We start from the raw sequence: 14,614 nt of genomic DNA, 5'->3' as shown, positions 1-14,614 counted from the left end.
GGGATACGCCCCACCCCCGGCCCCTCCGCTGAAGGGGAGGGGTGGAGCGGCAGTTTTACGAACGCGGGGGCGCGGTGGAGTCGCGTTCGATCAGTTGATGCTCCAGCACCGTAATGCGCGGCTGGCCGTTCGGTGCCGGAACCCCGCCGCGAATTTCCTTGATCAGTCTTTGCAGCGCTTCGGTCGCCAGCGCGCGGACCGGCTGGTGGATCGTCGTCAGCGGCGGCCAGAGCGTCGTTGCGGCGGTGCTGTCGTCGAAACCCACCACGGTCAGGTCGCCCGGCACGTCCAGATGCCGCCGATGCGCGACCGAGACGATCGCGGCGGCCATGTCGTCGTTGCTGGCGAAGATCGCGGTCGGCGGACTTTCCCCGCCGAGCAGCGCCTCGCCCGCCGTCAGGCCCGAGGCGTAGCTATAGTCGCCCTGGACGACCCGCGTTTCCAGATCGCCTTCCTCCTCGACGGCGCGGCGAAAGCCCGCCAGGCGCTCGATACTGGCCGACTGGCCGGGATTGCCATGGACGAAGCCGATGCGGCGATGGCCCAGGCCGATCAGGTGGCGGGTCATGTCATAGGCGGCGCGGGCATTGTCGATCCACACGGACACGGCATCGGGCGCGACGCCGCCGATGACCGCCATGGGCAACCCCGCCTCGCGGATGATGTCGCGCACGAAGTCGGATTCGCCCAGCGGCGGCGCCAGGATGACGCCCGCGATCCGCTGCTCGATCAGCCCCTCGATCGCCTCGCGCGCGGGCGGGCGGCCCTGTTCGCCCTTCAGCAGGAACAATTGCGCCGCGCGGGTCGAGGCTTCCTCGAACACCCCGACCAGCAGCTCGCTCATGAACGCCGCGCTGGGGTTGGAATAGATGACGCCGATGCGGATCTCGCTCGACGTGACCAGGCTGCGCGCCATCAGATTGGGCGTGTAGTTCAGCCGCTTGATGACCTCGCGGACATGGACGCGCACCTCGTCGCGCACGCCCGCATCGCCATTGATGACGCGCGAGACGGTCATGGGCGAGACGCCAGCCTCCTTGGCCACGTCGATGATGGTCACGCCGCGCGGGCGCTTTCGGGTCTTGGTCAAGGTCATCCTGTCCCGTCATCGGGCTTCACGCTATGCCGATGCTCAGCCACTGCCGTGCCCCGGCAGGCCGCATCAGGTCAATGGGAACGACATATGCCGAACAGGCCGAAGGACCGCATGTGAAGGGTTTTCCCTATATTCGCTGGACGATCATCGCGCTGTTCGTGGGCGCGATGGTCATCAACTATCTGACGCGCAGCATCCTGGGCGTCGCCGCGCCCGCGATCATGGCCGAGCAGCATATCAGTTCGGAGCAATATAGCTGGATCACCGGCGCCTTTCAGTTCGGTATCATGTTCCAACCGGTGGCGGGCTATCTGCTCGACCTGATCGGGCTGAAGATCGGCTTCACCCTGTTCGTCGCGGTCTGGTCGTGCATCACCATCGGCCATGGCTTCGCCAATGGCTGGCTGGGCTTTGCGGGGCTTCGCGGCGCGCTGGGCCTGGTCGAGGGATCGGCCCAGCCCGCGGGCATGAAGGTCGTCGCCGAATGGTTTCCGGCGCGCGAACGCGGGGTGGCGGGCGGCATTTACCAGATCGGGGCGTCATTCGGTGCGGTCTTCGCGCCGCCGCTCGTCGCCTGGGCGGTCTTCCACCATAGCTGGCGTGCGGCGTTCTTCGTGGCAGGCGGGCTGGGGCTGGTCTGGGTACTGGCCTGGCTGTTCTGGTACGCGCCGCCCGCGCGCCACCGGGCGCTGTCCGCGCGCGAGCGGACGTTGATCGTCGAGGGACAGGAAGCCGCGCTCGTCAAGCAGCGCCGCCGTCCGCCGCTGGGCGAGCTGTTGCGCCGTCGCAACCTCTGGGCGATCGCGGCGGCGCGGTTCCTGGCCGATCCGGTCTGGGGCATGTTGTCGCTATGGATGCCGCTCTACCTCGTCCAGGCGCGGCATTTCGACCTGACCCAGATCGCGCTGTTCGCCTGGCTGCCCTTCCTGGCGGCGGATCTGGGGTGCCTGTTCGGTCCGGCCGTCGTCGCCTTTCTGCAACGGCGCGGGGTCAACCTGATCGACGCGCGGCGAGGTGCCTTTACGCTGGGCGCGGTGCTGATGACGGGCATGATGTTCGTCGGCAGCGTCAACAGCCCCGTCGCGGCCGTCGCGCTGCTGTGCCTGGGCGGTTTCGCGCACCAGACGCTGTCCGTCACCGTCATCACACTATGCTCCGACCTGTTCCCGCAGGATCAGGTGGCGACCGCGACCGGCGTGTCGGGGACGGCGGCCAATCTGGGCGTCCTGATCTTCACCCTGACCCTCGGCTCGCTGGTCGATCAGGTCGGCTATCAGCCCTTCTTCATCCTGCTCGGCCTGCTCGATCTGGCGGGCGCGGCTCTCCTCTGGACCTTGGTGCGCAAACCCGCATGACCCCGAACAATCCCATCCTGCCGGGCTTCAACCCCGATCCCTCGATCGTGCGCGTTGGCGAGGATTACTATATCGCGACCTCGACCTTCGAATGGTATCCGGGCGTCCAGATCCACCATAGCCGCGACCTGGTGAACTGGACGCTGGTCGCCCGGCCGCTGAACCGGGCGAGCCAGCTCGACATGCGGGGCAATCCGGATTCCTGTGGGGTCTGGGCACCCGATCTCACTTACGCCAATGGGCGCTTCCACCTGATCTTCACCGATGTGAAGCGCTATGGCCGCACCACTGTCGACGGCGCCAAGGGCGCGTCGCTTCGCGACTTCCACAATTACTGGGTGTCGTGCGACCGGATCGACGGCGCGTGGACGGATGCCGTCTATCTCAACAGCAGCGGCTTCGACCCCGCGCTGTTCCATGACGAGGACGGGCGGAGCTGGTTGCTCAACATGCTGTGGGACCATCGGCCCGACCGTAAGCGCTTCGCCGGGATCGTGATCCAGCAGATGGACATGGACACCGGTCGCCTGCTCGGCGAGCGTCGCCGCATCTTCGACGGCACGCCGCTGGGCTTTACCGAGGGGCCGCATCTCTACAAGCGCGACGGCTGGTATCACCTGTTGGTGGCCGAGGGCGGGACCGAGCGCGGCCATGCCGTGACGATGGCGCGTTCGCGCGATCTGTTCGGGCCCTATGAGGTGCATCCCGACGGCCCGGTCCTGACCGCGCGCGACACGCCCGACGCACCGCTGCAACGCACCGGCCATGGCGATCTGGTCGAGACGCCGGAGGGTGAGACGTGGATGGCCTATCTTTGCGGCCGCCCGTTGCCCGCCAGCAATCGCTGCGTGCTGGGACGCGAGACGGCGATACAGCGTATGGAGTGGGGCGCGGACGGCTGGCTGCGCTGTGCCGAACCGACGCCGGTGGCCACGAACCCTGCACCGGTCGAGGCACGGGACGGGTTCGACGGACCCGCGCTGCCCGCTGCCTTCCAATGGCTGCGGACGCCCAAACCGGAATATATCTTCAGCCTGACCGAACGTCCGGGCCATTTACGGCTGTTCGGGCGCGAGACGATCGGCAGTCATTTCGAACAGGCGCTGGTCGCCCGCCGCCAGACCGCCTTCCGCTATGACGTGCGAACGCTCGTCGATTACGAGCCGGAGCATTTCCAGCAGGCGGCCGGGATCGTCGCCTATTACAACAGCACCAAATATCATTTCCTCCAGATCACGGCAGGGGATGCGGGCGAGAAGCTCGTCCAGGTCTTGTCGGTCCTGCCGAACGGCGAGGGGCAAAGCCTGATGGGGCCCGCCGTCCCGGCTCCCGCAGGCCCGCTCGAATTGCGGGCGGTGGTCGATCATGAGGCGTTGCGCTTCGCCTTCCGGGCGGCGGGGGCGGCGGAATGGACCTGGCTGCCCCAGGATTTCGACGCCTCCATCCTCTCCGACGAGGCGACGCTGGCGGGTCTGCCCAATTTTACCGGCGCCTTTGTCGGCATGGCGTGTCAGGACATGAGCGGTTCGGGCCACCCCGCCGACTTCCGATATTTCCATTATGTCGAGCGGCTTGGCGATGATTGATCGGATCGCTGGAATGATTGGCCAGACCAATATGGACAGGCCGCTTTCCAGCGGTTAAGCTTGCCCCAGACACCGGCGCCGCGATGCGTACGGAGAGGCTAGGGGAGTGACGGGCTTGCGGGTACGCAATCTGCGCTGGTGGATCGTTGCGCTGATCTGCGCGGGGACGATCGCCAATTATCTGGCGCGCAACAGCCTGGGTGTGCTCGCGCCCGAGCTGAAGTCCGCGCTGCACATGTCGACGCAGCAGTACAGCTATGTCGTCGGCGCGTTCCAGCTCGCCTATACGATCATGCAGCCGGTGGCGGGGGCGTTCATCGACCGCTTCGGCCTGCGCGCCGGGTTCGCACTGTTCGGCCTGGCCTGGTCGGCGGCGAACATGATGCATGCCCTGGCGATTGGCTGGGTCAGCCTGGCCATCTATCGCGGCATATTGGGCCTGTTCGAGTCCGCCGCCATTCCTTCGGGCATCAAGGCGGTGGCCGAGTGGTTCCCGGCGCGAGAACGCTCGGTGGCGGTCGGCTGGTTCAACGCCGGCACCTCGCTCGGCGCGCTGATCGCGCCGCCGGTGGTGGTGGCGGTGGCGCTCTGGGCCGACTGGCGCACCGCGTTCCTCGTCACCGGCGGCGTCGGCATCTTCTGGGCCGCCGCCTGGTACGTCTTCTATCGCTCGCCCGACGATCATCCCGCGATCACGCCGGAGGAAAAGGCGATGATCGCGGTCGAAAAGCCCAAGGGGCCGGTCCAGCGCGCCAAGGCGAAGGATATCCTGCGCACGTCTCGCTTCTGGGTGATTGCGGTGCCGCGCTTCCTGGCCGAACCGGCCTGGCAGACCTTCAGCTTCTGGATTCCGCTCTACCTCGCCAGCGAGCGCGGCATGGACCTGAAGCAGATCGCGCTGTTCGCCTGGCTGCCCTTCCTGGCGGCGGATGTCGGCGGCATCCTGGGCGGCTATCTGTCGCCCTGGTTGATGAAGCGCGGCGTCACGCTGATCCCGTCGCGCGTGGCGGGCGTGGCGCTGGGCGCGGTGTTGATGATGGCGCCCGGGTGCATCGGGCTGGCCGCCAGCCCCTATACCGCGATCGCCCTGTTCTGCATCGGCGGCTTTGCGCATCAGATGATCTCCGGCCTGATCAACACCCTGTCCGCCGACGTGTTCGCGCCCGCAGAAGTCGGCACCGCCAATGGCTTTATCGGCCAGGCGGGCTGGATCGGCGGGCTGCTCTTCTCGCTGCTGATCGGGCAACTGGCCGATACGGTCGGCTATGCCCCGCTCTTTGCCGTGCTCGCGGTGTTCGACCTGATCGGGGCGGCGGTGCTCATCATCTTCATCCGGCGGCTGACGCCGTTCGCCACCAACCCCGTGACCCAGGAGCCCGGCCAATGAGGCGCGCCACCCTTTCCCAGCCGCCCCGCTTTGCCGTCACCGGACGTTCGCGCGGATTTCTGACACTGACCGCCGATACCGGCGCGGTCGCGCATCTCTTCGTGCTGGAGGAGGAGATGATGCGCCTCCTGCTGCTGGCGGAGGGACGCGTGACCAGCCCGCCGAGCTGGGCCATCGCGCCGGGGGCCGAGGATATCGCCGAGCCGGGACGCGACCGGATGGACGTGTCCGGCTTCGCCTGCCCCGACTTCACATGCGAGGAAGCGGACGGCACCCTGATCGTCGCGACCGAGCGGCTTCGCGTCACCCTGACGCTCGAAGGTCTGCACGGGCGCTGGGAGCAGCGGGCGGGCGAGGGCTGGCACGTCATTACGCAGGACCGGCCGACCCAGGCCTATGACTTTGGCTGGTGGGACGGCCGCGCGCATCATTATGCCGCGCGGACGCCGGGCGAGCGCTTTTTTGGACTGGGCGACCGCACCGGCGACACCGACCGGGCCGGACGGCGCTTTCGCCTGACCAATGTCGACCCGATGGGCTTCGATGCCGAGACGAGCGACCCGCTCTACAAGTCGATTCCCTATCTGCTGATCGCCGATGCCGAGGGGCGGTGCCACGGCGAATTTTACGACACCGTCGCCGATGTCACCTTCGACCTGGGGCAGGAACTCGACAATTATCACGGCCTGTACCGTCATGTTGTGACGGACGCAGGCGACGTCGATCGCTGGATTATCGCCGGGCCGGACCCGCTGGCGGTGACGCGGCGCTTTACCTGGCTGACCGGCCGTCCGGCGCTGATGCCGCGCTGGTCATTGGGTTATTCCGGCTCGACCATGACCTATACCGATGCGCCCGATGCGGCGGCGCAGATGGCGGGTTTTCTGGCGCTGTGCGAGCGGCACGATCTGGGCTGCACCTCCTTCCACCTGTCGTCGGGCTACACCTCGATCGGCGACAAGCGGTATGTCTTTCACTGGAACCGCGACAAGTTTCCCGATCCCGCCGCCTTCATCGCCTCCTATGCCGAGGCGGGTGTCCGGCTGGTCCCCAATATCAAGCCCGCCCTGCTGCGCAGCCACCCGCGTTATGACGAGGTGGCGGCCGCCGGCCTCTTCGTCGCGGACGCGGACGGTCAGCCGGTGGAAGCGCAATTCTGGGATGAAGTCGGCAGCTATATCGACATGACCAAGCCTCAGGCGGCGGCGTGGTGGCGCGATCAGGTGACGTCGGCGCTGCTCGATCATGGCATGGAGGCGACGTGGAACGACAATAACGAATATGAGCTGTGGGACGCCCGCGCGATGGTCGACGGCTTCGGCCAGCCCCGCCCGGCATCGGAGATGCGCCCGGTCCAGCCGATCCTGATGACCCGCGCCTCGCGTCAGGCGCAGGTCGCCGCACGGCCCGATACTCGGCCCTATGTCGTCACCCGCTCGGGCATGGCGGGGCTGCATCGCTATGCGCAGACTTGGTCGGGGGATAACCGGACCGCGTGGAAGACGATCCGCTACAATGCGCGCCAGTCGATCGGCCTCGCGCTGTCGGGCGTGTCAAACAGCGGGCATGACGTGGGCGGCTTTTCCGGCCCTGCGCCGTCGCCCGAGCTGCTGATCCGCTGGGTACAGGCGGGGGTGCTGATGCCCCGCTTCAGCATCCATAGCTGGAACGACGACCGCACGGTCAACGAGCCGTGGATGTACCCGGAGGTGCTGCCTGCGATGCACCGACTGATGGCGCTGAGGCAGACGCTGATCCCGTTCTTCTACGACCTGCTGCATCGCTATCACGCCGATTACGAGCCTATGGTCCGACCGCTCTGGGCGGATTTCCCGAAGGACCCGGCAAGCTGGGGCGAACGCGACGAGCATATGCTGGGATCCGACGTCCTTGCCGCGCCGGTGATGGACGAAGGGGCGGAGCGCCGCTTCGTCCAACTGCCGAGCGGGGCGGAATGGGTCCATGTCTGGACCGGCGAGCGTTTTGCCGGTGGCGCGACGGCCGATGTCGCGGCACCGCTCGATGGCCCGCCGCCGCTGTTCGCGCGGGGCGGGTCGGCGATGCTGGTCGATCTCGCCCAGGGCGGCTGGCGGCCCGAGCCCTATCGTCGTGGGCTGTGGCTCTTCCCGCCCTCGACCGGGGCCATCCGCTGGACCGGCATGGACGATAGCGGCGACGGCCATGGCCCGGTCACGCGCTGGCATCTGACCGGCCAGGCCGATGCGGAGCGGGTCGTCGTCACCCTGTCGCGCGACGGGGAAGGGGAGGGCGGCACGACCCTGCTGCTGCCGCCGGGCGACGGTCGGATCCTGATCGTCGAGGGCGCGGATGCTATGCCGGTCGAACAGGACGGACGGCGCGGCCTTCACCTGACCATTTGATGCGGATCCATGGGCATTGCGCCTTCCACTCCCTCGCCCCTCTTTGAGGGGAGAGGGAAGAAAACTATCTCAATCTGTTCGAGAGGCGTCCGGCCAGGGCCGGACGCTTTTGCGTATCTGGCGCTGGCCAGTGGTGCGCAAATGTCGTACACGTTTGCAATTCTTCCCATCGCTTGCGCTCCCGTGCCGACAAATCCAACGCAGGTCTAACAACAGCATTGCATTGGTAAGGCCATTCGGTATGTTTGGTTGACAAGGCAAGACCGGCCAAGACCGGCGGCAATGGGAGGGAAGGATGAAGATGCTGCGTTCCACCGTGGCCCTGACGGCGATGATCGTATCGCTTTCCGCGGCAAGTCAGGTTTCGGCCCAGCAGGCCGCACCGTCGCCAACCGACGAAGCGCAACTGACCCAGGAGGCGCAGGGACAGCCCGGCGGCCCCACCTCCAACGTCGCACCCGAACCGGTCAGCGCAGGCGACATCATCGTCACCGCCAACAAGCGCGCCGAGAATGTCCAGCGCGTGCCGCTCGCCGTGTCGGTCGTCGCCCCGGCCCAACTGGCGGCGGCGGGTGTCCGCAACTTCACCGATATCGGCAAAGTCTCGTCCTCGCTGGTTGTCCGCCCGGCCGAACAGCCGCAGAATTCCAACATCTCGCTGCGCGGCGTCGGCACCTTCGCCTTCGGCATCGGCGTGGAGTCGAGCGTCGCGGTGCTGGTCGACGAAGTGCCGCTGGCCTTCCAGGCGCGCGCCTTCACCGACCTGCCCGATGTCGAGCGGATCGAGGTGCTGCGCGGCCCCCAGAGCACGCTGTACGGCAAGTCGGCCTCGGCCGGCCTGGTCAACCTGATCACCCGCAACCCGACCTCGGAACTGCGTATCCGCGCCAATGCGGTGGCGACGACCGATCGCGAGCAGGGCGTCAATTTCAGCGTGTCCGGCCCGATCAACGAGCAGCTCGGCTATGTCATGTCGGCCGCCTATAACAATTGGGACGGCAATATCCGCAACCTGTTCAACGGCAAGCGGGTCAATGGCCGCGAGACGCTGAACCTGCGTGGCAAGCTGCGCTGGGAGCCGACCGATACGGCCGCGCTCGTCATCTCGGGCAATTACGTCAACGGCAACACCACGGTCGGCCGCCCCTTCCTGGCGTTCGGGCCAAATGCCCGGCTGCGCGGCACGGCCGGGCTGACCCCGTCGGTCGTGCTGCCCGGCGTGGTCGTCGGGCCGGACAACCAGACGATCAGCAACAATTACGACTCGCGCACCCGGTACGAGGGCGGCGGCGGCTATATCCGTGGGGAGTTCGGCATCGGATCGCTGAACCTCGTCACGATCAGCTCCTATGACCGTTTCCACCTGAACGACTATCTCGACCATGACGACACGTCGGCACCCGGCAATCTGGGCAACAACACCCAGATCGGCGTCTTCAATTCCGAGCAGGTGACCGAGGAGGTCCGGCTGCAATCCGATGCCGACAAGCCGTTCCGCTATACGGTCGGGCTGTACGGCGCGAATGTGAAGTTCAACCGCCCGTTCCAGCGCGGGCCGTATTTCTCGCTCGCCAATTGGTACGCCACCTCGCAGTCGCGTCAGGTCGCGGCCTTCGCACAGGTCGACTGGACGATCGTGCCCGACCTGACCTTCACCGGCGGCGGGCGCGTTCAGAACGAGCGGGTCAGCTATACCTTCCGCGACAATCTGGCGGGCACCGCCTTTGCGGGCCATGCCAGCGACACGGCGGGCACCTATCGCGGCACGCTGCGCTATGATTTCAGCCCGACGATCAACGGCTTCGTGACCTATGCCACGGGCTATAAGGGCCAGACCTACGACCTGACGACCGGCTTCAACCGCAACCGCGCGCTGGCCGGGCCGATCCGACCCGAACGGTCGCGCGACAAGGAACTGGGCATCCGCAGCCAGTTCCTCGACCGTCGCCTGACCGCCAACGTCACGCTGTTCGACACCAATTACCGCGACCTTCAGGCCCAGACGATCGAGACGCTGGCCGACGGCACGTCCAACTATCGCCTGACCAATGTCGGCAAGCTCAACACCAAGGGCGTCGAGTTCGAAGGATCGATGCGGTTCAGCGACAGCTTCAACCTCGGCGGCGCCGTCACCTATCTCGACGCGAAATATACCGAGTTCGCCCGCGCGCAATGCTACCCGTTGCAGACGGCGGCCCAGGGCTGCACCGGCTCGCCCGCCAGCCAGAACCTGACCGACACCACCGCGATCCAGGCGCCCAAGTGGAAGTTCAACGCCAATCTCGATTACTCGCCGCGCCTGACCGCGACGACGCGCGGTGTGGCGCAGGTGAACTGGCAATATCAGAGCAGCCTGTATTTCCAGGCACGCGATCCGCAGACCTTCCAGCCCGCCTTCAGCATCGTCAATGTCGGTCTGGGCGTGCGCGAGGAGGATCGCCGCTGGGAACTGGTCGCCTTCGTCAACAACCTGTTCGACAAGCAATATTATGGGTCGCTGGTGAACACGGCGGGCAATTTCGGCAACAATATCGCGACCCAGGCGGTGCTGCCGCGTGACTTCCGCCGCTATGCGGGCATGCGCCTCGGCTTGAACTTCTGATGCGCCGGGTCGGCCTGGGGCTGGGGCTGGCGGCGGCGGCGCTCGCCGTCGCCGCCACGGCGCAGCGGCCGGGGGCGGGGCAGGGCGATGCCCCGGCCCGGCCGCCGGTCGATGCCCCCGAACTTGCCCGGCTGGGACGCTATCCGGTCGGCGTACAGCGCAGCCGGTTCGTCCAGCCGGGGCAGGCCGATCCGCTTCAGGGCAGGGACCGGCCCGCCATCGTCGATCGCGAGCTGCCGCTGCTGATTTGGTATCCGGCGGCCTCGGCGGGGCGGGGGATCACCTACAAGACGGCCTTGTCCGGCGAGGATGGCCGGGACGTGGCCTTCGACCTGCCCGGACTGGCCTCGCCCGACCGTCCGGTCGCGGCGGGTCGTTTCCCGCTGGTGATCCTGGCGCATGGTTATGGTAACACACCCGAAGTCCTGTCCTGGCTGGGCGAAAACCTGGCGAGCAAGGGCTATGTCGTGGTTGCCCCGGCCTTTCGCGATCCGCCGATCGGCATCCGCACCGATGCCGCCCGCGCCGGGCCGATCGCCCGGCGACCGCTCGACATCGCCTTCGTCACCGCCGAAGCGCAAGCCCGCGCCGACCAGCATAAGGGTATATTCGCCGCCGCCGATCCGACACGGACCGCGCTGATCGGCTATTCGATGGGCGGTTACGGCGTGCTGACGGTCGGTGGCGCGCCGCTGAACCCGGCTATGGGCAAGCTCAGCCGGGATATCCTCACGCCCTTTGCCGCCGATCGGGCTAGCGAACTGCGAGCGAAAAACCTCAAGGCCATCGTCGCGCTCGCCCCCGCCGCCCGCTTCGGCGCGGTGCCGATCTGGACGGGGCAGGGGGTGGGCGCGGTGTCCGTGCCGACGCTGATCGTCGTCGGCGATCATGACCGGGTCGTCGGGCATGAGGCGGTGCGTGCGCTGTTCAACGCACCCGCGCCCGCGCCGCGCTACCTGCTGACCTTCGCCCAGGCCGGGCACAGCATCGCGCTGACCCCCGCGCCTCCCGCGATGCGGCAGCGCTTCTGGGACATGGACTGGTTCGAGGATGCGGTGTGGCGCAAGGACCGGCTGCTTCCCATCCAGACTCATTTCATCACCGCCTTTCTGGACCGCTATGTGAAGGGCGAGACGGGCAGAGACGCCTATCTCAACGGCCTGACGGTGCAGTCGGATACGGGCCGCTGGCCGGGCGCGCCGGTCGGTCGGGTGGCGCAGTACAGTCCGGGCCCGCCCGCCTCGACCGTGTGGAAGGGGTTCCAGCCCGGCCGCGCGGTCGGCATGAGCTTCGAATATCGCTCCGCCCCCGGCTGGCGATGAGCGGGGGTGCGGTCTAGACTGACGATGAAGGCCGGCGGTCAGGATCGGCCGAATGACGGGAGAGCGACGTGATGGGCAGGACCATTTGGAAATATGCCGTGGCGGGCATGATGCTGGCCACGGGTACGTCGCTCTTCGCACAGGATGCCGCGCCCCGGCTCGGCCCCGTTCTCGCGTCGGCCGATCTGCGCGACGGGACCGACCTGTCCGGCCCCTGGCATTATTCGATCGATCCGTTCCGTTCGGGGATTTCGGGCTTCCACGGCGGCATGCCCGATAGTGGGCAGCAGCGCTGGAAGGATGTCGACGTTCGCGCCGAAATGGCGAAGGACAGCCGGGTCCTCTACGAGTTCGATCTCCCCCATTCGCCGCTGACCTCGCTGCCGTCGTCCTGGCTGACCCAGGCGCCAGAGCTTCGCCATTATGACGGGCTGATGTGGTATCAGCGGACCTTCGCCGCACCTGCCGTCCGCAAGGGGCGCTATTTCCTCCGCTTCGGCGCGGCCAATTATGCCACCATCGTCTATCTGAACGGCAAGCCGGTCGGAAAGCATGAGGGCGGCTTCACCCCCTTTGCCTTCGACATCACCGGGCTGATGCGCGACGGCCTGAACCAGGTCACGGTCGGCGTCGACAGCCAGGCGACCGAGGCGACGGTGCCGCCGCCCGTCACCGACTGGGAGAATTATGGCGGCATCACCCGTCCGGTCCGGCTGATCCAGACACCCGACACCTATGTCGACGACGCCTGGGTCCGCCTGACCCGCGATGGTCGCATGGCGGTGGACGTGCATCTCGACGGGCCGCAGGCGGCGAACCGGCCGGTGCGGCTGCGCATCGCCGAGCTGGGGCTGGACCGCGCGGGCACGACCGACGCCAATGGCGACTGGCGCGCGACCATGGCCGCTCCCCGTGCGCTGGTCCGCTGGTCGCCCGAGCGGCCCCGGCTCTATGACGTGGCGGTTACGGCGGGCGAGGATCAGTGGCGCGACCGGATCGGTTTCCGCACCATCGAGCGGCGCGGAGCCGATATCCTGCTCAACGGCAAGCCCATCTTCCTGCGCGGCATTTCGATGCACGAGGAGGAACTGGGCGTCGATCCCACCCGCGCCATGACTCCGGCCGCTTCGCGCGCGCTGCTCAGTGAGATCAAGGACGGGCTGCACGGCAATTTCGTCCGGCTGGCCCATTACCCGCATTCGGACGTGACGGTGCGGCTGGCCGACGAACTGGGCCTGATCGTCTGGAGCGAGGTGCCGGTCTATTGGCGCGTCGCCTGGTCCAACCCGGACACGCTGAACCGTGCGCGGACGATGCTGGCCGACAATATCCTGCGCGATCGCAACCGCGCCTCGATCGCGATCTGGAGCGTCGCCAACGAGACGCCCGTGACCGACGCGCGCAACGTCTTCCTCCGCACGCTGGTCGGCGATGTCCGTCGTCTGGACGACACGCGGCTGGTCAGCGCCGCGCTGCTGGTCGAGCGGGGGGAGGGGGGCGATCATCCCGTGATGACGCTCGCCGATCCGCTGGCCGATGCGCTCGATGTCATGGCGATCAACACCTATAATGGCTGGTACACCCAGGATCGCCTGACCGATCTGGCGCGCAGCGAATGGCGCGTGCCCGCCGACAAGCCGCTGATCTTCTCCGAATTCGGTGCCGATGCGCGGGCGGGCTTCCACGATCCGGCGAACAAGCAGAAGTTTTCCGAAGACTTTCAAGCCGATTACTACCGCGCCACGTTGGGCATGGCCGACCATGTGCCGACCTTGCGCGGCATGTCGCCCTGGATCCTGAAGGACTTCCGCTCGCCCCGCCGCCAGAACCCCGATTTCCAGCAGGGCTGGAACCGCAAGGGCCTGATCTCCGAAACCGGGCAGCGCAAGGAGGCCTTCGGGGTGCTGAGCACTTATTACGGTACGAAGGCGGGGCAGCGATAGGCCGAATTCCAAACGCTTGAGCCCGAAAGCGGGGTGGAGGCGTTAAGCCCGCCATGACCCAGGACGACGAAAAATGGATGCGCATGGCGATCGAGGTGGCGCGGTCGAAGGGTTCCGACCCCTCGACCTCGCCGCTCGGCTCGGTGATCGTGCTGGACGGGCGAGTCCTTTCCGCCGAGCGCAACCAGACCGAGGAACTGCCCGACGCCACCGCCCATGCCGAGATGATGGCGATCCGCCGCGCCTGCGAAGGGGAGGGCGAACTGGAACTGCGCGGTGCGACGCTCTACTCGACGCTACAACCCTGCGGCATGTGCACCATGGCGTCGATCTGGTCCAAGGTCGGGCGGGTCGTCTATGGCGCAGGGCGCGATGACGTCCACCCGATGTATTTCGAGGCACGGCATGTCGACACGCTGGGCTTCATCGCCGATGCCTATCGCAACGACATCGTGATCGAGGGCGGCTGCCTGCGCGAGGAATGCGCAGGCCTTTATTATCCGCCCGATGCCGACCTGCCCAAGGAGGAACAGGCCAACCTGTAACCCTCGCCCGCAACAGGCCCAGAAATACCCCTTGCACCGCCACCCCCGCTTCCCCTAAGGGCCAACCCCTGTCGGGGAGTGGCGCAGTCTGGTAGCGCGCCTGCTTTGGGAGCAGGATGTCGCAGGTTCGAATCCTGTCTCCCCGACCATATCCAAAAAAGCGCAGTTTTCTGCCCTTTTTTGATGATCGAGTCGGTGCCCTACGTAGCATATTTACGTAGCAGTCCACACCTCCCCCAAACCGCATTGCAGGTGCGCGTGGATTCGCACGCTAGGGTCAGGACCCATTGATGTGAGCGTCACGATCTGATTCAGGCTCCACGAGGAGACTGGTGATGAGCGACCTTTTTTGGCTGACGGACGATCAGATGGAGCGGCTGCGGCCGTTCTTCCCCAA

The 14,614-nt window shown here is 66.8% G+C and carries 9 protein-coding genes and 1 tRNA gene; 9 read left to right on the top strand and 1 reads right to left on the bottom strand.

Annotated elements, in window-relative coordinates; translation table 11 throughout:
* Positions 1-55: 55 nt before the first annotated feature.
* Positions 56-1,096 (bottom strand): LacI family DNA-binding transcriptional regulator, encoded by a 1,041-nt coding sequence (locus tag GGQ89_RS15270; protein WP_184106292.1) that lies wholly within the window; start codon positions 1,094-1,096, stop codon positions 56-58.
* 113 nt (positions 1,097-1,209) lie between these two features.
* Between GGQ89_RS15270 and GGQ89_RS15265 the strand changes: the two genes are divergently transcribed.
* The 9 genes from GGQ89_RS15265 to GGQ89_RS15225 all read left to right on the top strand — a co-directional run bounded on the left by GGQ89_RS15265 (position 1,210) and on the right by GGQ89_RS15225 (position 14,366).
* Positions 1,210-2,451 (top strand): MFS transporter, encoded by a 1,242-nt coding sequence (locus GGQ89_RS15265; RefSeq protein ID WP_338112281.1) that lies wholly within the window; start codon positions 1,210-1,212, stop codon positions 2,449-2,451.
* Complete coding sequence (locus GGQ89_RS15260; protein WP_184106290.1) at positions 2,448-4,037, top strand: glycoside hydrolase family 43 protein; 1,590 nt, start codon at positions 2,448-2,450, stop codon at positions 4,035-4,037. Before GGQ89_RS15265 ends, GGQ89_RS15260 begins: the two co-directional genes overlap by 4 nt.
* 115 nt (positions 4,038-4,152) lie before the next feature.
* Complete coding sequence (locus GGQ89_RS15255; protein ID WP_184106289.1) at positions 4,153-5,424, top strand: MFS transporter; 1,272 nt, start codon at positions 4,153-4,155, stop codon at positions 5,422-5,424.
* Entirely contained in the window at positions 5,421-7,805 is a 2,385-nt protein-coding gene (locus tag GGQ89_RS15250) for a glycoside hydrolase family 31 protein (protein ID WP_184106288.1), read from the top strand. The genes GGQ89_RS15255 and GGQ89_RS15250 overlap by 4 nt, the downstream gene beginning before the upstream one ends.
* Positions 7,806-8,106: 301 nt before the next feature.
* Positions 8,107-10,407: a TonB-dependent receptor gene (locus GGQ89_RS15245; protein WP_240456329.1), complete on the top strand. Its 2,301-nt coding sequence runs from the start codon at positions 8,107-8,109 to the stop codon at positions 10,405-10,407.
* Positions 10,407-11,729, top strand: coding sequence for an alpha/beta hydrolase family protein (locus GGQ89_RS15240; protein ID WP_184106287.1), 1,323 nt, complete (start codon positions 10,407-10,409; stop codon positions 11,727-11,729). Before GGQ89_RS15245 ends, GGQ89_RS15240 begins: the two co-directional genes overlap by 1 nt.
* Positions 11,730-11,800: 71 nt before the next feature.
* A complete protein-coding gene (locus GGQ89_RS15235; RefSeq protein ID WP_240456330.1) occupies positions 11,801-13,672 on the top strand; it encodes a glycoside hydrolase family 2 protein in 1,872 nt (623 codons plus the stop codon).
* Positions 13,673-13,725: 53 nt separating this feature from the next.
* Positions 13,726-14,217 (top strand): nucleoside deaminase, encoded by a 492-nt coding sequence (locus tag GGQ89_RS15230; protein WP_076715784.1) that lies wholly within the window; start codon positions 13,726-13,728, stop codon positions 14,215-14,217.
* 72 nt (positions 14,218-14,289) lie between these two features.
* Positions 14,290-14,366 (top strand) — tRNA-Pro (locus GGQ89_RS15225).
* Positions 14,367-14,614: the final 248 nt, after the last annotated feature.

Source organism: Sphingomonas yabuuchiae (assembly GCF_014199595.1).
Taxonomy (GTDB): Bacteria; Pseudomonadota; Alphaproteobacteria; order Sphingomonadales; family Sphingomonadaceae; genus Sphingomonas; species Sphingomonas yabuuchiae.
The sequence above is the reverse complement of the archived record's forward strand: the minus strand, read 5'-3'. Positions and strand labels throughout refer to the sequence as shown.

Excerpts from the sequence above, each read along its gene's own strand:
- GGQ89_RS15270 (WP_184106292.1), bottom strand. The coding sequence starts at position 1,096 with ATGACCTTGACCAAGACCCGAAAGCGCCCGCGCGGCGTGACCATCATC.
- GGQ89_RS15260 (WP_184106290.1), top strand. The coding sequence starts at position 2,448 with ATGACCCCGAACAATCCCATCCTGCCGGGCTTCAACCCCGATCCCTCG.
- GGQ89_RS15250 (WP_184106288.1), top strand. The coding sequence starts at position 5,421 with ATGAGGCGCGCCACCCTTTCCCAGCCGCCCCGCTTTGCCGTCACCGGA.
- GGQ89_RS15245 (WP_240456329.1), top strand. The coding sequence starts at position 8,107 with ATGCTGCGTTCCACCGTGGCCCTGACGGCGATGATCGTATCGCTTTCC.
- GGQ89_RS15240 (WP_184106287.1), top strand. The coding sequence starts at position 10,407 with ATGCGCCGGGTCGGCCTGGGGCTGGGGCTGGCGGCGGCGGCGCTCGCC.
- GGQ89_RS15235 (WP_240456330.1), top strand. The coding sequence starts at position 11,801 with ATGGGCAGGACCATTTGGAAATATGCCGTGGCGGGCATGATGCTGGCC.
- GGQ89_RS15230 (WP_076715784.1), top strand. The coding sequence starts at position 13,726 with ATGACCCAGGACGACGAAAAATGGATGCGCATGGCGATCGAGGTGGCG.